The sequence below is a fragment of the Brevibacterium sp. VCM10 genome, assembly GCF_000583215.1.
Classification (GTDB): Bacteria; Actinomycetota; Actinomycetes; order Actinomycetales; family Brevibacteriaceae; genus Brevibacterium; species Brevibacterium linens.
This window is the reverse complement of the sequence record NZ_JAJB01000060.1, coordinates 1-18,082: the sequence shown is the minus strand read 5'-3', so window position 1 is coordinate 18,082 and position 18,082 is coordinate 1. Positions and strand designations below refer to the sequence as shown.

Below are 18,082 nucleotides of genomic sequence, written 5' to 3'. Positions count from 1 at the left end.
CACCACAGTGAGCACACCCACCCACGATCCCCATTCCGGGGATCGCCCTGACCGAGGAACGGACACGGCGACCCCGGGCACAGACCCCACCAGCCCCGCCTCGGCGAAGGGAACCGCCGACACGAACCATCCCGACGCGAACCCCGCCGACTCGAACCCTCCCGACACGAACCCTGCCGCAGTCGACATGGACGAACCACCGGCCGGCGGATCGTTCGCCCGCTACTTCCTGCGCAAGCTCGGCGGGGCTGCGACCTCGATGGTGCTGGTCATCGTGCTCGGCTTCTTCGCGTTCCGCATGCTGCCCGGCGATCCCGTGCTCAAGATCGCGAAGGAACGGCCGATGTCCCCGGCGCAGATCGCCGAACTCCGCAGCCAGTACGGACTCGACAAACCCGTCATCGTCCAGTTCTGGGACTACCTCGTCGGCATCGTCACCGGCGATCTCGGCGAGTCCTACGTGTACCGGAAATCCGTGTCCGCCCTCATCGGCGACTACCTCGGCCCGACCCTGCTGCTCACGGGCACCGCGGCCGTCATCGCCATCGCCCTGGGCCTGTGGCTCGGGCAGCTCTCGGCCTGGCGGCGCAATTCCCTGTTCGACAAGCTCGCCTCCTCGACCTCGCTGATCTTCTGGTCCGTGCCGACGTTCTGGCTCGGCCTCATCCTGCTCATGATCTTCGGCGGCACCCTGCAGTGGCTGCCCACCGGCGGCATGATCACCCCGGGACTCGATCCCTGGTCGCCGGCCGGGATCATCGACGTCATCACGCACCTCATCCTGCCCGTCGTCTCGCTCGTCGCCGTCGTCTATGCGCAGTTCCTCATGATCATGCGCGCGTCCCTGCTCGAGGAGATGAGCGAGGACTACCTCACGACCGCCCGCGCAAAAGGCCTCAACGAGGATGAGGTCCGCCGTCGTCACGCCGTGCCCAATGCGCTGCTGCCGACCGTCACCGTCGTCTTCCTCCACATCGGCGGGCTCATCGCCGGTGCGGTCACCGTCGAAGCCGTGTTCTCATGGCCGGGACTGGGCAAACTCACCTTCGAAGCCATCCGCGGCCCCGACCTGCCGCTGCTGCAGGGCACCTTCGTCGTGTTTTCGGCGCTCATCATCGTCATGAATCTCGCCGCCGACATCGTCTACCGATTCCTCGATCCCCGCGTCAGGAGGGCCTGATGAGCGCGAACACCCCCGCCGTCGACGGCGCGAAGCTCGTGCGCGAACGCCGGCTGAACAATGCGAAGAAGAACTGGGCGCTCTTCCGCTCCGACACCCCGGCTCTCATCGGCGCCGTCGTCCTTCTCTTCTTCATCGTCATCGCGATCGCCGCTCCGCTCATCGCCCCGCCCTCGATGCTCGACGTCACGAAGCAGCTCGACGTGCCCCGCTACGCCCCGCCGAGCCTCGACCATCCCCTGGGCACCGATGACCTGGGTCGGGAGATGTGGGTGCGCATCCTCTGGGGAGCGCGCGTGTCGATCCTCGTCGGTGTCGCCGCGACCGTGATGTCGATGCTCATCGGCACCATCATGGGCCTGGCCGCCGGTCACTTCTCGGGACTGTTCGGCGGAATCATCATGCGCATCGTCGACTTCTTCATCGTCCTGCCCTCCCTGCTGCTGGCGATCGTCCTGTCCTCCGTGCTGGAACGGGGAGTCTTCACGATCGTCGTCGCCATCGGACTGACCTCATGGGCGTCGACGGCACGGATCGTGCGCTCGCAGACCCTCAGCGTCGAATCCCGGCTCTACATCGAAAGGGCGCGCATCCTCGGTGCCGGTCATTCCCATATTCTGTTCCGGCACCTGCTGCCGGCGGTGATGCCGCTCGTGCTGGCGAACACGACCCTGACCGTCGGCGGGGCGATCATCGCCGAATCGACGCTGTCGTTCCTCGGCCTCGGCGATACGTCCAAGGAATCGTGGGGCACGATTCTGAAGAACTCGATGGACGTGTCCGCGGCAACCTCCGGCTACTGGTGGTACGTGCTCACCCCGGGTGTGGCGATCCTGCTCGTCGTGCTCGCGTTCACGATGGTCGGGCGCGCATTCGAGGCCATCATCAACCCCGCCCTGAGGAGCCGCTGATGACCGATCTGCAGTTCGAGAACGTCTCGATCACTTACCGGTCATCCTCCGACCGCGGGGACGTCGTCGCAGTGCAGGACGTCAGCCTCGACCTGCCCGCCGGAGCCACCTTGGGCATTGCGGGGGAGTCCGGGTCGGGGAAATCGACGCTGATCATGTCGGCTCTGCGCCTGCTGCCGAAGTCGGCGCGTCTCGACGGGCGGGTCCTCCTCGGCGGACAGGACATCCGGGAGCTGAACTTCGGCCAGATCCGCGCGGTCCGGTGGGCGCAGGCCTCGATCGTATTCCAGGGCGCCCTGCACTCGCTCAACCCCGTCCGCGAGGTCGGCAGTCAGATCATCGAAGCACTCGAACACCACTCGAAGAACACGTGGACGACTCCGCAGAAGCGCCGGGATCGGATGTTCGAACTCCTCGCCGAGGTCAATCTCGAAGCAGCGAAGTCGAGTGCGTATCCGCACGAGCTCTCCGGCGGGCAGAAGCAGCGGATCATGATCGCCATGGCGCTCGCCTGCGAGCCGGATATCATCATCGCCGACGAGCCGACGACGGCACTCGACGTCATCGTGCAGAAGCAGATACTGACCGGGCTGGCCCGCCTCGTCGCCGAACGCGGGATCTCCCTGCTGATGATCAGCCACGACCTCGCCGTGCTTTCGGCCGTCTGCGCGGATCTTGCGATCATGCGCCACGGCCGCCTCGTCGAATACGGACCCAGCGACGACGTCTGCCTGTCCCCGCAGGAGGATTACACGCAGCAGCTCGCCGGTGCGTTTCCGCAGATCGGGGACCCCGAATCCCGGCTGAATCCCCGGACGCGGAGGCCCGCCGAGGTGGCCCGAGCCGAACCGTTCACCATGACGGATGAGGTGGTGCTCGAGGCGAAGGACCTCAGCGTCTCCTTCGACACCCGGCGGGGCCGCGAGCGAGCGGTGCGCGGGGTGGATCTGCAGCTCAAGAAGGCGGAGATCCTCGCCGTTGTCGGCCAGTCCGGTTCGGGGAAGACGACTCTGGCCCGGTCGCTGCTCGGGCTGCAGGAGGTGGAGGCAGGTTCGCAGCTGTTCTTCGCCGGCAAGCCGCTGCCGCGGAAGGCGAAGGAGCTGCGGGCCTTCCGGCGGCAGGTGCAGATGATTCTGCAGGACCCGGCCGGATCGCTCAACCCCAAGCGCAGCGTGTACGAAGCCGTGGTCGAGGGCCTGAAGGTGCAGGGGATCAAGGACCGTGAGTACGAGCGGGTCGTCGGTGCCCTCGAAGCCGCCGAACTCACCCCGGCCGAGGACTATCTCGAATCGATTCCGCAGGAGCTCTCCGGCGGACAGCGGCAGCGCGTCGTCATCGCCGGTGCCATGGCTCTCGACCCGCAGGTGCTCATCGCCGATGAGCCCGTGGCGTCGTTGGATGCGTCCGTGCGCGGGGAGATCCTGTCGCTGTTCCTCGCTCTGAAGAAGAACTTCGGCATGAGCGCGCTCATCATCACCCATGATCTCGGCCTGGCCTGGAACATCGCGGATACGGTGGCCGTGATGAGACGAGGGGAGATCGTCGAATACGGTGAGGTCGAGACGGTGCTGTCCGATCCGCAGCACGAATACACGCAGGAACTGCTCGCAGCGGTTCCCCGACTGGGAAGTCAGAGTCTGGTGAGGAATGAGTAGGCAGGATTCGGCCGGAGCCGTCGGTGCAGGCGGTGCCGCGCCTGCGGATGACGGTGTGGGACTCCCTGCACCGAGTCGGTATCTTCGCACCGCGCCACTGGCCGCCGGTGACACCGTCCGGCTGATCGCGCCGTCGGGGCCCACCGACGAGGAATCACTCCAGCGCGCCATCGCTCAGCTCGAATCTTGGGGTCTCACCGTCGTGCCGGGCGAGAACATCCGCGGCCGGCATCCGCGGGTGACGTACCTGGCCGGCACGGACGCGGAGCGTCGCTCCGACCTCGTCGACGCCTGGTGCGATCCGGACACGGACGCGGTGATCGCGCTGCGCGGAGGCTTCGGGGCGATGCGGCTGCTCGACGGCATCGACTTCGACCTCATGCGCAGGCATATGCTGCGCCGGGACGGACGCCCCAAACTTCTCACCGGGTCCTCGGACATCACCGCCCTCCACCAGGCATGGGAGCACTACCTCGGGGTGGCCTCTCTGTTCTGCCCGATGGTCGGCAACGACCCGTTCAAGAACTCGACGGTCGTCCCGGACGAGGTCGCCTCGTGGCTGTTCCGACCGTGGGGCGGCCGCGAACTCGGCTTCCCCGCTGACATCTCGTCGGGGGCTGCCTCTGCCGCCTCGGCGGACGACAATAGGTCACCATCGGACATTTCAGACGCCGAAAAGTCTCCGAAAGCGACCAACTTTCTGCCGGACACCGCTGCGGACGACGCGGCACGCCCGCTCAGCCGGGCTCAGACTTTGGTGCCGGGGGCGGCGAAGGGCCGCCTCGGCGGGGGAAACCTCAGTCTCATCGCCGCTGGAATGGGCAGTCCCGAGCTCGTCGACGTGCGGGAACGACGCGAGCGGCGGGGCCCGAGCATCCTCATGCTCGAAGACGTCGACGAGGAGCTGTACCGGCTCGACAATCTCATGGTGCAGCTGGTCCGCGGCGGGTGGTTCACCTCGGCAGATGCGGTGGTGCTCGGGTCGTGGCAGGACTGCGCGGCCGTCCACGAGGTGGAGGCGCTGATGATCGACTACCTCGGCGGGCTGGGGGTACCGATCGTGTCGGAGATGGGATTCGGCCACGATCCCGATGCCCCGAGTGCCCCGCTCGGAGTCGATGTCACCCTCGAGGCTGAGCCCGGGGAGCGGCCGCGACTGTGGGTGGATGCGCCGGCGAATACGACAGCAGAAGGAGAGACGCGATCATGAGCGAACTGAGATTCGACGGACTGCCCGGGGTGCGCTTCAGCGCTCTGGCCTTCGACGTCGACAGAGGGGAACGGGTGTTCGCCCACAATGAGAACGACGAACTCGACACGGCCAGCATGGGCAAGGTCTTCCTGCTCCACACCGCCTTGCAGATGTCTGTGGACGGGACCCTTGACCTCGAGGAGCGACTGCATCGACGACCGTCGGAGAGGGTCGACGAATCCGGGATCTGGTACCTCATGGAGCAGGACGAGCTGAGCATCTTCGACGTCGCTCTGCTCATCGGCGCGTTCAGCGACAACTTCGCCACGAACGTGCTCATCCGTCGGGTTGGGCTGGCGAATGTCGCTGATCAGGTGGTCAGGCTCGGGTACCGGAACTCGGGTCTGCACGACTTCCTGCGCTGGCCGCGTCCGGCCAAGGCACCGCGGACCCTGTCGACGGGCACGGCCGCGGAGCTCAGCGATTTCATGGCCCGGCATGCCAAGGACGAGTTCTGGGACGAGTCGACGAACGAGATCTTCCGGCGCTGGTTGGGAGCCGGCGCGGACACCTCGATGGTCGCCTCGGCGTTCGACCTCGACCCGCTCGCACACTACAACTACCAGCGTGACGTGTGGGTGTGGAACAAGACCGGCACGAACGGGACGATCAGGGCCGATGCCGGGATCGTGATGACGCGGATGCGCCGCGTTGCCTACGCGGTGTTCGCGAACTGGGAGCCGGGCACCGATCGCGTCGTCGACGTCATGCCGGTCATGCGCGAAGCCGGCGACGCGATCCACCGGTTCCTCTGAGCGTCCACTGAGTTCGACTGCCGCCGATGGGAGCTCGCCTTTCGTCTGACGAATGCCCCCCGACTGCTTTCGGACCGGTCTCGGCGTGGAGAGCCGTGGGGTAGTCTGGTGGGCGATGTCCGATACGATCTACCTCACAGGCGAAGCGAAGGCTCCGTCGAACAACCCGATCACCAGCCAGTTCGGGCTGTTCTACGTGGCGTTCGAGATCGCACCGGACACCCACCGAATCCTCGATGTGGACTGCACGGCGACGTTGGCTCTGACCCGGAACTTCATTCGGAGCCTGTTCGTCGATGCCGACATCACGGACCCCGGTCGACTGATCGAGCGCATCCAGCGCCGCTACCACGGATCCTCGCAGAAGGCGCTGATCACAGCTGTGAACAACGCCGCGAAGAAGTACCGCGAGGTCGCCGCCTAGGCAGCACGTCCGACCACCCCGATTGCCCGGGCCCTCACCGGACCGGATCCGATCGACAACTGCACATTGCTCCATCCCGGAGGGCATCCTCGGTGCTGCCCGTGGCCCTGCCACCGGCTCATCCGGTGCTGCTGCCACCCGCGCCGATTGCGGCGCCGCCAGCAGCGGCACCAGCGGCGCCAGCAGCGGCAACGTCGGCTCTGCCGTGCTCGGGACGGACTTATTCAATGAGGAAGTGTCGTAAGTGATCACGGACGGTTTTCTATTCATCAGCCTGCTCCTGGCGATCTCCGCAGCGCTCGTCGTCGCGGACCGGAGCGGACGCTTCAAGCTCTTCAAGTATGTGCCCGGCTTCGTCATCCTCTATATCGTGGCGGCGCTGCTCAACACCTTCGGCGTCTTCGACCATGACGGCGGGGACATCACCGCCGTCGGTGACACCCTGCGCGAGGTGATGCTGCCCGCGATGATCCTGCTCATGCTGTTCAAATGCGATGTCCGGCAGATCATCAAGCTCGGACCGAAGCTGCTGCTCACCTTCGCCGTGACCGCGGCGAGCATCATCGCAGGCTTCATCATCAGCTACCTCATCCTGCACTCCAGCCTCGACCCCGAAGCGTGGAAGGCCCTCGGCGCCCTCAACGCCTCCTGGACGGGAGGTTCGGCGAACATGGTCGCGGTGCAGGAGGTCCTCCAAGCGCCCGAGAACGTGTTCGGCTACGTCCTCATCGTCGACACGGTGCTCTACTCCTTCTGGCTGCTGCTCGTCTTCTCCTCCGTCACCGTCTCCGACAAGTTCGACACGTGGACGAAGGCCGATATGTCGAAGCTCGACTTCACCGACACGATCGCCGCTGAGGACGAGAAGCCGATGACGCTGCCATCGATCTTCGGACTCATCAGCTTCGCACTTCTGGCCTCGGCCCTGGCGATCCGCCTCGGCGAACTGCTGCCCGAGGTCGGAGCGGTCATCGACGGTACAGCGTGGACGATCCTCATCGTCAGCGTCCTCGGGCTGGCCATCGGATCGACTCGCTTCGGCAAGACCGCCGGATCCAACGAACTCGCGACGATCCTGCTCTACCTCATCATCGGCATCATCGCCTCCGGCTCGGACTTCACCTCCCTGGCCGAAGCGCCGCTCTACCTGGTCGCGGGAATCATCGTCCTGGTCGTCCACATCGTCATCATGCTCATCTACGCGAAGCTCACCCGCACCGAACTCTTCAGCATCGCCGTGGCCAGCACCGCGAACATCGGCGGAATCGCCTCGGCACCGGTCGTCGCGGGCGCATTCAACCGGCAGCTCGTCCCCGTCGGGGTGCTGTTCGCGCTCATGGGCACGTTCCTGGGCACGTTCCTCGGCCTGTGGTCGGCGCAGATCCTGTCCGGGCTGGCATGATGAACGGATCGAACCCACCTCGCCGAGGCGGCCGACCTCCCCACCGTGGGCGAGCCGCTCCAGGGCCGCACCGTGTATGCCGTGTCCGGTCCGACCGTCTCGACGGCCCTGACAGTTTGCACGTGCCCGCCGCGGTAGCTCGCATCCGCCCGCTCCGGCGGACTGCATCCGACCACCCCCGCACCGACCCAATCCGCCCGACCGGAAGGACCCGACCATGACCGCACCCACCACCGAATCCGCACCCAACGCTGAATCGGCAACAGCCGCAGCATCCGCACCCGCCGTCGACGTCTTCGACGGACACAACGACCTCGCCTGGTACCTGCGTGAGGAACGCGACTACAGCGTGGAGGGACTCAACGATCCGGACGTCTCCCCGTTCACCACGATGGACCAGCTGGCGGCCGGCAACGTGGCCGCGCAGTACTGGTCCGTCTACGTCCATTCCTCGATCACCGGTCCTGATGCCGTCAAGGCCACATGGGAGCAGATCGATGCGGTCCAGCGCGTCGTCACCGCCTACCCCGAACGACTCGCCTTCGCCCGCACCGCAGCCGACGTCCGCGCCGCCCGCGCTGCCGGTAAGGTCGCCTCCCTGATGGGCGTCGAAGGCGGTCAGCAGATCGACGAGTCCTTGGCCGTGCTGCGGTCCTACGCCCGCGCAGGGGCCCGCTACATGACACTGACCTGGTCGACCACTCATTCCTGGGCGGACTCGGCCACGGACGAACCGGTCCACGGGGGCTTGAGCGCCTTCGGCCGCGAGGTCGTCGCGGAGATGAACCGGATCGGCATGATCCTCGACCTCTCCCACGTCGCGCCCACCGTCATGCGCCAATCGTTGGACCAGAGCACGTTGCCGGTGCTCTTCACCCACTCCTGCGCGTTCGGGCTCAACCCGCACCCGCGCAACATCCCCGACGACGTCCTCGACCGCGTGCCCGGAAACGGGGGAGTGGCGATGATGACCTTCGTGCCGTCGTTCGTCTCGAACGCTCGCCGCGAATGGGTCGACGCCGGAGAGCAGGGAACCGCCCCCGAGGTGACCGTGGCCCAGGTCGCCGACCACTGCGATTACGTACGCGAGCGGATCGGCATCGACCACATCGGACTCGGCGGTGACATCTGCGGAGTCGATGAGCTGCCGACCGGACTCGGGGACGCCGGCCAGTACCCGACCCTGTTCGCTGAGCTCGCCTCGCGCGGATGGTCGCAGTCCGATTTGCGCAAGATCGGCTTCGACAATGCGATGCGCGTCCTCGACGCGCACGAGGACGCGTACACGGCATTCCTCGGCTCCGCAGACGACGCACCGTCAGTGGGAGGCGGCCCGGCCGCCTCGGCGGGGGATGCCGGCGCCGGTAGCGGCGGTCACGCAGACCACGCCGCTTCCGCAGGCAACGGCCCGGCCGCCTCCGCAGGCAACGGCCCGGCCGCCTCGGCGGGGGCGGAATCATGACGCGGCTGCTCGTCATCGTCAATGACATCGAATCCCAACCGGGGCTGCTGACACGGTGGATGATCAGCGAGAACGTCGAGTTCGATCTGTGCATCGGCGGGGTCTCCACCCTGCCCGGGCCCGCCGCTCTCGACGCCTATGACGGGCTCATCATGCTCGGCGGCGGGTACATGCCGGACGAGACGGACCGTGCGCCGTGGTTGGCCGATGAGGCCGCACTCGTCCGCCGTGCGCTGGAGGTAGACCTGCCGCAGTTCGGGATCTGCCTCGGCGGGCAGCTCATCGCGCACGTCATCGGGGGTGATGTGCGTGCTCGGACCGGGGCGCCGGAGAAGGGATACACGCGGATCGACACCACCGCCGAGGCGGCCGCGGACCCGGTGTTCTCTGCGATCCGGCCGCGGACCTCGTTCGTCGAAAGCCATGTCGATCGGATCGTGGCACTCCCCGAGGAGGCGACCCTGCTGGCGACGAGCGCAGCGTGTGAATTCCAGGCGTTCCGAGTGGGCCGGGCGTGGGGGACACAGTTCCATCCGGAGTCGAAGCGGGCGAACATCGAGCGCTGGGACGCGGAGAAACTGCAGACATTGGGGTTCGATAAAGATACCCTGTTGGAAGAAGCGTTGGAGCTCGGGCCCGAGAGCGAACGTGACTCGCAGGCTCTGTTCTCGGCGTTTCTCGCAGTGGTCCGAGGCTGAAGGATGTGCCTGAGGGCCTCGTCTCAGGCATAATCGGCGAGGCTCTGACCACAGTCAGGGCTGCCAGGTATGCGGGACAGCCGCCGTATCGGACGGGACAGGCGCCGCATCGGACACGGAGGAATCGTGAGCGACAAAGAACCCACGACGACGATCGACCCCGGTGACGGCCACCAGCCCGAGACCCTCAAGCGGGTCATGGGGCCGAAGCTGCTGCTTCTGTTCATCGTCGGTGACATCCTCGGAACCGGCGTCTATGCTCTGACCGGCAAGGTGGCAGGGCAGGTCGGCGGTGCCGGTTGGGCACCGGTGATCCTCGCCTTCCTCATCGCGCTGATCACTGCGTTCTCCTATATGGAGCTCGTGACGAAGTACCCGCAGGCCGCGGGTGCCGCGCTGTACACGCACAAGGCGTTCGGGGTCCACTTCGTGACGTTCCTCGTCGCCTTCGCCGTGCTCAGCTCCGGAATCACCTCGGCGTCGACGGCGTCGAACGTCTTCGCCGCGAACCTCGTGGCCGGCTTCGGTTGGGACGTCTCCGGCACAGGGGTGATGTGGATCGCGCTGGCGTTCCTCACCCTCATCGCGCTGATCAACCTCCGCGGAGTCGGGGAGAGCGTCTGGTTCAACGTCGTCCTCACTCTCATCGAGCTGAGCGGTCTGCTGCTGGTCATCGTCGTCGGGTTCTTCGCCCTCGGCGCGGGCGATGCCGACTTCTCGCGCGTGATGATCTTCGAGACCGAAGGCGACAAGAGCGTCTTCCTCGCGGTCACCGGCGCCACTGCGCTCGCCTTCTTCTCCATGGTCGGCTTCGAGGATTCGGTGAACATGGTCGAGGAGACGAAGGACCCGCGGATCTTCCCGAAGATCATGCTCTCGGGCCTGACGATCACCGGCATCATCTACGTTCTCGTCTCCCTCGTCACCGTCGCGGCCGTGCCCATCGGCGTGCTCGCCGAGAGCGAGACACCGCTTCTCGAGGTCGTCCGCGAAGGCGCTCCCGGCCTGCCGATCGATACGATCTTCCCGTTCATGACGATGTTCGCCGTCGCGAACTCGGCGCTGATCAATATGCTCATGGCCAGCCGTCTGCTCTACGGAATGGCCAAGCAGAACGTGCTCCCTCCCGTGTTCGCGAAGGTCCTTGCCGGCCGCCGGTCGCCGTGGGTGTCGATCATCTTCACGACGCTGATCGCCTTCGCGCTCATCTTCTTCGTGACCTCGATCCTGCCCGAGACGGTGACAGCGTCCCTGGGCGGCACCACCTCGCTGCTGCTGTTGGCCGTGTTCGCCGTCGTCAACGTTGCGGTGCTCATCCTGCGCAAGGACAAGTCCGGCAATGCCGAGCACTTCACAGCGCCGACGGTTCTGCCGTGGATCGGTGTCATCAGCTGCGTGTTCCTCGTCGGTCCGTGGGCCCGTCTCGATGAGCTCATCCAGTATCAGATCGCAGCGGCGCTCGTCGGCATCGGTGTCGTCCTGTGGGCCGTGACCTGGTTCTGGAACAGATCGACGAAGGGCACGAGCACCCGATTCCGCAATCCCGAAGAGCTGACGTGAGCTCATCCTCTCGCCGAGGCGGTGCCGTCCCTCGCCGAGGCGGTGCCGTCCTTCCCGGGAACGGCGGTGCCGTTCTTCGCCGAGGCGGTGCGTTCTCTCGCCGAGGCGGCCCCGCCGTCTCGCGTGGACGTGCACCGCAGGTGAGGTGAGCTCGGGATCACCCACCGAACCATGTCCGTACCGCTCGATATGCTTGAACGGCGGGTTCCCGACCTGCGCACTCGGATCTGTACAGCTCAATCCAATGAAGGTGAAAAATGACAGTACTCGTCGGTTACGTCAACAATCCCGCCGGACACGCTGCTCTCGATGCCGGCATCGCGCAGGCGAAGAAGGACGGCAAGGAGCTCGTCGTCGTCAATGCGTCACGGTCGGCGCAGCGCAACGACTCCTACCGCCTCGGCGAAGGGGAACTCAGGTCGGTCAAAGACTATCTGACCCGGTCGGACGTCGAGTTTCGCGTACTGACTTCGGGCAGCGAATACGACCCGGCCGAGCAGATCCTCGACACCGCCTCCGAGGTGGGGGCCGAGCTGATCGTGCTCGGAACCCGGAAACGCACCCCGGTCGGGAAGTTCCTTCTCGGGTCGACCATCCAGAAGGTCATCCTCGACGCAACAGCTCCGGTGCTGTGCGTCAAAGCCGCGCGCTGAGGGCTCGACGGCAACGGCCGCTGCGTGCTTCACTCAGCGGCAGCGGCTGTTGCGTATGGGCTTCAGCGACAACGGCTGTTGCGTACGTGCCTCAGCGGCAACGGCAGCGGCAACGGCTGTTGCGTACGTGCCTCAGCCGAGCCGCTCCATGATCAGGTCGGCGTTGACATGGGCGCCGGCAAGCACGCCGCTGGCGGTGCCGGCCACGACCATCGCTGACACGTCGGCGCTGTTGCCGACCGCCCAGACGCCGGGCACGTCGGTCTGTCCGGCCATCTGCGTGGGGATATAGGTGCCCATCCCGCTCGGGTGGGCAACGACCTCGCCGCCGAGCTGGGAGAACAGCTCGGCGTTCGCCCGCGCATAGGCACCGACGGCCAGCGCGTCGAAGGTGCGAGGGCTTGCGCCGTCCGCGGATTCGTCGGCCGTCAGCGAAACGACGGTGCCGGAGTCGGTACGGACCACCTCGGTGACGGTGGAATCGATGTACTCGATGCCGAGCGTCTCGAGCATTGCGTCCTGCTCGGAATCGGGAGCGGGAGCGGTGTGGCGGATGAAGCTGACATGGTCGCTGAGCTGGGAGAACAACATCGCCTGGTGGTACGACATGGCCGTCGTGCCGATGACTCCGATGCGCTGCCCGCGCACTTCGTAGCCGTGGCAGTAGGGGCAGTGCAGGACGCTGCCGCCCCACCCTTCGGGCAGACCCGGGATGTCCGGAAGTTCGTCACTGAGACCGGTCGCGATGATGATGCGTCGGGCCCTGACATCGACCCCCGCCGAGGTGGTCAGTTCGAATCGATGCCGCGGAGCCTCCTCGGCGAGGTTGGGGTCCGAATCGATCGTGCGCGCTTGCTGCACAGTCGCATCGATGAAAGCGACGCCGTAATCCGCGGCCTCGGCGCGGCCTTTCGCCACGAGATCCTGAGGTCTGATGCCTTCGTGGCCGAGGACGTTGTGTGCGTGCGGGCTCGAGGAATTGCGCAGTTGGCCGGCATCGATGACGACGACGGATCGCAGCGAACGAGCCAAGGCGATGGATGCGGCGAGGCCTCCTGCGCCACCGCCGATGATGGCGACATCGAAGGAGTTCTGCGCGGATTCGGCGGATGATGCGAGTGTCCCGGATGGGGAAGGTCGTGAACCTTCTGAAGAGGAGGGACGTGAACCTTCTGATGCGGAAGGTCGTGAGTACTCGGGTGTGGATGGGGCAGTCATGATTCTCCTGTGTGCGGATGAGTGGATGTGCGGCTGTGCGGTCGGAACGTGGATGGTGCTTTTGTGGCGAGCCGGTGCCGGACCGGTGGGATCCTCGGCGATGATTCGAGTGTGCTCCTTGTGCGTGTAAATCCGCAAATACATTTGCAGAAACAGCAAATTCTGTCATGCTGAGGGTATGGGAGAGTCAAGGGAGTCGGCGGAGAGCGCTGCCCATTCGACGGATCGAATGTCGGGGATGCTTGCTGACGGAGCCGCCCCGGTCGAGGCGCAGGAAGCCATCAGGCAGTCGTTGGCCGGCGTCGGCGCCCGGCTGCGGAGTCTGCGACAGGAGCAGAACCGCACCCTCGATGAGGTGGCCGAGCTGGCCGGAATGTCGACGAGTACGCTGTCGCGGCTGGAATCCGGGAAGCGCAAGCCGAGCCTGGAGCTGCTGCTGCCGCTGGCCGGGGTCTACGGCCTCCCGCTAGATGAGCTTGTGGGAACCCCGCCGATCGGGGATCCGCGCATACATATCTCGCCGCGGAAGTTCCATGACCAGACCATCCTGCCGCTCAGTCGCGGAGCGATCGGTGTGCAGGCCTTCAAGCACATCGTCGACGGGCGGCAGACGCCGAAGCTCGGTGCGCTGAAAACCCACCCGGGATTCGAATGGGTGTATGTGATCCGCGGTCGGCTCACTCTCATCCTCGGTGATCGGACGATGATCCTCAGCGCAGGTGAGGCCGCCGAATTCGATACTCGGACTCCGCACTGGTTTGGGGGAGCCGACGACGATGGCGTCGAATATCTCAGTCTCTTCGGTCCCGAAGGGCAACGGGTTCACATGAAGAGCTGACTGGGACTGCGAGCCGGCGCGGGCGCTCGTGGCTGTGGTTGGGCGGTGGTTGTGCGCTCTTGAGTGCGGCGGGATGCGAATTCTTCCTGCGCGACTGTGGTGGGGCGCTGGTCCTGCGCGCTTGACTATAGCGGGGCGCCGGCTCTGCGCGCTTGCGTACGGCGGGGTGCTGGCTCTGCGCGCTCACGTCAGTGGCGAGAAGTAATCTTGGTCCACTTCGTCGGCACGAACTACGAGAGGCCTCTCGTCTGACCGTCGCCGGCGATCATGGTCAACCATCGCATCCCGGGCGCAATCTCCATCTGACCAGCATAAATCGTACAAAATAGAAGTGTAGGAAAATCTACTCAACAAAATCGAACGAAACTATGGACTCTGTTCTATTGACGAATTAGAATAAGGGCAAGCCGAAGACATCAACGATGATGAACGGACACAGAGAAAATGGCTCTCATCCCCGACCGAAGGTACGACGAGCACAGCGACCGCGATGCAGGAAAGGCTTCGCAGGCACCACCACCCCCTCAAGGTTCACCGCCCGGTGGCCTCCCTCCAACTGCAGCTGGCTCTTCTGTCCGGTCTGCCGACAGCGGCTCCTCCAAGTCGACCTATCGGGAGCTGCTCGCTGAGGCCGGATTCGATCTGACCGGTCATCCGCTTGCCGACAGGTTCGACGGGATCGCCGACAACCTGGCCGACTGCGAGGACGGTGCCGAAGTGGGCACGGCCGACGACGGCGTCGCGGCCGTCGAGGGAGTCGCAGCTGTCCAAGGTGGCAGCGAACCGGCCGCTGTTGAAGCCGATGCAGAGGTTCTTCCTCTCCCGGGCGGCGATATCCGCGCCGGTCAGGGGCTCTGGACGAGTCGCACGACGATGCCGGAGACCGAGGCAGAAGTTCAGGAATGTATCAAAGAGATCGAAGCACGCCAAAGCGCGTGGATGAAGGCGAAGCGCGAGGAACGCGAGGCGCAGAAAGCTGCGGAGCGTGAGGAATTCCTGCGGAAGAACCCGCAGGCTCGTGCAGAGGACGAAGAGCTCGCACGGGAAAGAGCGGAGTGGAACGCCCGTGTTGAACGGTACGAGGCGAAGAAGCGAGCGCAAGAAGAAGCTGAACGTACCGCTGAGGCGGAACGCACTGAGCGACACAAGGCTCTCGCCGAACGCTATGACTCCGAAGCTGACGCGCATCCCCTGCTCGACGAATTTCGCTGGTCAGACCTGAAGCACGCAGCCCCAGAAGTCACGGAAAGCATCTGCGCTCTGCAGAGCCTGCTCGACGGACTGCACGACTTCACCCGCCCCATGGGGCCGGATGACGCGGTGACTCTTCTCGACGGTCTTGAGACCTTGAACCGTCTGACAGAATCCCTGTCGATCGTGACGCTCTCCGTGTTCGATCGTGTCGGCACGCCCCGCGACTACGGCGCGAAGACGACGAAGGCGCTGGTCCAACATCGCCTGAACCTGTCCGCGCACGAGGCCCACCGCCGCACTCAGCTCGCTGAGTGCCTGGGGAAGCGGACCAGCATCAGCGGGGAATCGATCGAAGCACAGTTTCCGATTCTCGCGGCGGCCCTCCGTGAAGGAGTGCTCTCGGCAAACCAGGCGTCGACCATCTCCAAATGCTTGAGGAACCTGCCGGTGAACGTGTCCGAAGACGACAAAATCAAGGCTGAAAGTCTGCTTGTCGAAAAGGCTCAGACTGTTCGCGTCTGCGATATCCATACACTCTTCGAAGAGATTCTGGGCTGGATCGATCCCGATGGTCAGGAACCGAAGGAAGCAGCGGACCGGGACAGTTTCGCTGTCAACCTGCGCCAAGCGAAGGACGGAACGTGGACCCTCAAAGGTCGCCTCGACGAGGAGACCGGAGGGATCCTCAACGGACTGCTGACCTCACGCATCAAGACTGACTCACCGTCAGATGAAGAAGGCTGTGACGATACGGCAGTCGGCGGGGCCGATCGTGACAGAGAAATCGTGGACACCTTCTCGGAAGTCCTACGCGGCGACCGCTCGGACTGTCTCGACCCCTCCCTCGACTTCGATCCTCCGCAGGTCGGCGAGAATGGAGAGATCCCGCAGGGAGCCGGTGTGAAACAGGACGGCACTCTGGTGGCCATGGCCGCTGAACAGCCGAGTGTGCGCCGTCGCATCTACGAGCGCTTCTCCAGCGTGATCGGCAGCATCGAGATGAATCGCGTCAAAGCCGGAGCGGCCTACGCGCTGGTCGTCACAGCCAAGGCTGAAGACGTGGCGAACCAGACCGGCAAAGCCGTGACCGGGGTAGAAGCGCAGTTCCCGATCGACGCCGCGGTTCTGGAAGGGCTGAACGGTTCGGTCTTCTTCCACCTCATGGGCGAGAAAGCGAAATCGATGGCACTGGCGACTGAACGACGCTTGGCCACCGAGAAGCAGCTGGCGATCCTCGCCAGTCGCGACCAGGGATGCACATTCCCCGGGTGCGACACTCCTCCCGGCTGGTGCGAAGCGCACCATATCGTCCCGTGGGCGGAGAACGGAAAGACCGACGTCAACAACCTCACCTTGGCCTGCGGCCCGCACCACCACCTGCTTGATTACACCGATTGGGACTGCAGAATGCTCATCGACGGTCGGCCCGCATGGGTGCCACCAGCGACCATCGACCCAGCACAAGAGCCGGTGCTGCATGCACGGTTCATCGCGCGGGAAATCGGAGAGACTCTCTTCGGCTGACCGTCAGGTTGGCCGGCTCCGGGTGGCCGCCGGGTCGGCGGGGAACGGATGGCCCCTCTGCGGCTGACCACCGGGCCGGCCACCTTCGGCTGACCGCAGGATGAACCCTCTTCAGCCGATCCCCAGGTCGGCGCGGATCGGAATGTTCCGCTCGCACGTACTGTTGCCCCGGTATGAAGCTTTCGATCCTCGATCTCGTCCCGGTCCGCGCAGGACAGACGACAGCAGACTCCTTCGCCGCCTCGAAGCAGATCATCGACACGGCTGACAAGCTCGGATTCACCCGCTATTGGGTCGCCGAGCACCACAACATGCCCTCCATCGCATCAACGATGCCTGGGCCCGAACTCATGTACCTCGGCCAAGGAACACAGCAGATTCGCCTCGGTTCCGGTGGGGTCATGCTTCCCAACCATGCTCCGCTGGCCGTCGCCGAACTCTTCGCCCTCCTGTCGGCGGTCTACGGCGACCGTATCGATCTGGGAATCGGGCGCGCACCGGGTACGGACCCGATCACCTCGGCGGCAATGCGGGGCCACCTCGGTGAGGGACGGATGGTCGACCGCGAAGGGCGAGCAATCGATCCCGTCGAACAGTTCCCCCAACACGTGATCGACACGCTCAGCCTCATGCGGCCCGAGGGGATGCGAGTTCCGCTCCACGGTGGGCGCGAACACGTGCTCAAGGCGACTCCCGCGGCAGTGCCGGGAACGCAGCCGCTGCCCTGGCTGCTCGGATCGTCCGGATACTCTGCGCGGCTGGCAGCTGAGCTCGGCATGCCCTATGTCTTCGCCAACCACTTCGCATCCGGTGCCACCACCGGAATGAAGATCTACCGCGACAAGTTCACTCCGGGCGCCTATGGTGACACGCCGCAGACCTTCGTCACGGCCAACGTCGTCGCAGCACCGACCGAGGAAGAAGCGCAGCTGCGCTCGGAACCCTTCATGCTGCAGATGGCTCGACTGCGCACCGGCGGACCGATGGAGAAACTGCACCTGGCCGGCGACGACGTGCGATCCGCGATGACCGACCAGGAGCGCATGGTCGGCGAGGAGCTCTCCGGCAACTGGATCATCGGCGACACGGAATCCGTGTCCGCGCAGCTCGAGGAGCTCGCAGAGCGGTTCGACGTCGACGAGATCATGATCCAGCCGATCGCCGGCGCCATGGAAGGCGAAGACGTACGCGAAGACCCGGGACGGATCCAGACGATCGAATTGCTCGCCGCAGAAGTCCTCGGTTCCACCACAGCTTCCGGCGTCGCTGGTGCGAGTACCGATAATTGAGAGCTGGTGCAGGCACCGATACGTGAGACCTGACTGAATGCTGTCCTCGGTGCCGCTGGCTGATATC

General features: G+C 65.2%; 16 protein-coding genes. 14 read left to right on the top strand and 2 right to left on the bottom strand.

All coding sequences use genetic code 11. The annotated features are described in order from the left end of the window. Positions 1-7 precede the first annotated feature (7 nt). From AD89_RS0115675 to AD89_RS0115630, 10 genes are all read left to right on the top strand, one after another. Entirely contained in the window at positions 8-1,180 is a 1,173-nt protein-coding gene (locus tag AD89_RS0115675) for an ABC transporter permease (RefSeq protein ID WP_025780429.1), read from the top strand. After that, positions 1,180-2,091, top strand: a complete 912-nt coding sequence (locus AD89_RS0115670; RefSeq protein ID WP_025780428.1) for an ABC transporter permease — start codon at positions 1,180-1,182, stop codon at positions 2,089-2,091. Before AD89_RS0115675 ends, AD89_RS0115670 begins: the two co-directional genes overlap by 1 nt. Beyond that, positions 2,091-3,746 (top strand): ATP-binding cassette domain-containing protein, encoded by a 1,656-nt coding sequence (locus AD89_RS0115665; protein WP_025780426.1) that lies wholly within the window; start codon positions 2,091-2,093, stop codon positions 3,744-3,746. Before AD89_RS0115670 ends, AD89_RS0115665 begins: the two co-directional genes overlap by 1 nt. Beyond that, positions 3,739-4,956 carry a S66 peptidase family protein gene (locus AD89_RS0115660; RefSeq protein WP_081770510.1) on the top strand — a complete coding sequence of 406 codons (1,218 nt, stop codon included), beginning with the start codon at positions 3,739-3,741 and terminating at the stop codon, positions 4,954-4,956. The genes AD89_RS0115665 and AD89_RS0115660 overlap by 8 nt, the downstream gene beginning before the upstream one ends. Continuing rightward, on the top strand, positions 4,953-5,753 hold the full coding sequence (locus tag AD89_RS0115655; RefSeq protein WP_025780423.1) for a serine hydrolase: 801 nt from the start codon (positions 4,953-4,955) through the stop codon (positions 5,751-5,753). Before AD89_RS0115660 ends, AD89_RS0115655 begins: the two co-directional genes overlap by 4 nt. Before the next feature lie 115 nt (positions 5,754-5,868). After that, positions 5,869-6,177 carry a DUF3870 domain-containing protein gene (locus tag AD89_RS18890; RefSeq protein WP_035321156.1) on the top strand — a complete coding sequence of 103 codons (309 nt, stop codon included), beginning with the start codon at positions 5,869-5,871 and terminating at the stop codon, positions 6,175-6,177. 244 nt (positions 6,178-6,421) lie between these two features. Then, positions 6,422-7,579: a DUF819 family protein gene (locus AD89_RS0115645; protein ID WP_025780422.1), complete on the top strand. Its 1,158-nt coding sequence runs from the start codon at positions 6,422-6,424 to the stop codon at positions 7,577-7,579. A gap of 217 nt (positions 7,580-7,796) precedes the next feature. Further along, positions 7,797-9,041, top strand: a complete 1,245-nt coding sequence (locus AD89_RS18885) for a dipeptidase (RefSeq protein ID WP_025780420.1) — start codon at positions 7,797-7,799, stop codon at positions 9,039-9,041. Then, a complete protein-coding gene (locus AD89_RS0115635; RefSeq protein ID WP_025780419.1) occupies positions 9,038-9,739 on the top strand; it encodes a type 1 glutamine amidotransferase in 702 nt (233 codons plus the stop codon). Before AD89_RS18885 ends, AD89_RS0115635 begins: the two co-directional genes overlap by 4 nt. Before the next feature lie 126 nt (positions 9,740-9,865). Further along, positions 9,866-11,299 carry an APC family permease gene (locus AD89_RS0115630; protein ID WP_025780417.1) on the top strand — a complete coding sequence of 478 codons (1,434 nt, stop codon included), beginning with the start codon at positions 9,866-9,868 and terminating at the stop codon, positions 11,297-11,299. A gap of 2 nt (positions 11,300-11,301) precedes the next feature. Here the strand turns inward: AD89_RS0115630 and AD89_RS20040 are convergent, their stop codons facing one another. Then, positions 11,302-11,460 (bottom strand): hypothetical protein, encoded by a 159-nt coding sequence (locus AD89_RS20040; protein ID WP_155807491.1) that lies wholly within the window; start codon positions 11,458-11,460, stop codon positions 11,302-11,304. A 96-nt stretch (positions 11,461-11,556) separates the two neighbouring features. Here AD89_RS20040 and AD89_RS0115620 point away from each other — a divergent pair, with 96 nt between their 5' ends. Then, entirely contained in the window at positions 11,557-11,952 is a 396-nt protein-coding gene (locus tag AD89_RS0115620; protein WP_025780416.1) for a universal stress protein, read from the top strand. Between the two features lie 132 nt (positions 11,953-12,084). On the opposite strand, the gene AD89_RS0115615 is transcribed toward AD89_RS0115620, so the two are convergent. Continuing rightward, positions 12,085-13,170, bottom strand: a complete 1,086-nt coding sequence (locus AD89_RS0115615) for an NAD(P)/FAD-dependent oxidoreductase (protein ID WP_025780414.1) — start codon at positions 13,168-13,170, stop codon at positions 12,085-12,087. Positions 13,171-13,408: 238 nt separating this feature from the next. Here AD89_RS0115615 and AD89_RS0115610 point away from each other — a divergent pair, with 238 nt between their 5' ends. From AD89_RS0115610 to AD89_RS0115600, 3 genes are all read left to right on the top strand, one after another. Beyond that, positions 13,409-14,008, top strand: coding sequence for a helix-turn-helix domain-containing protein (locus tag AD89_RS0115610; protein WP_025780412.1), 600 nt, complete (start codon positions 13,409-13,411; stop codon positions 14,006-14,008). 444 nt (positions 14,009-14,452) lie between these two features. Further along, complete coding sequence (locus AD89_RS18880; RefSeq protein WP_025780410.1) at positions 14,453-16,726, top strand: HNH endonuclease signature motif containing protein; 2,274 nt, start codon at positions 14,453-14,455, stop codon at positions 16,724-16,726. A gap of 173 nt (positions 16,727-16,899) precedes the next feature. Next, on the top strand, positions 16,900-18,015 hold the full coding sequence (locus tag AD89_RS0115600) for an LLM class flavin-dependent oxidoreductase (protein ID WP_025780409.1): 1,116 nt from the start codon (positions 16,900-16,902) through the stop codon (positions 18,013-18,015). The last annotated feature ends 67 nt before the right edge of the window (positions 18,016-18,082 follow it).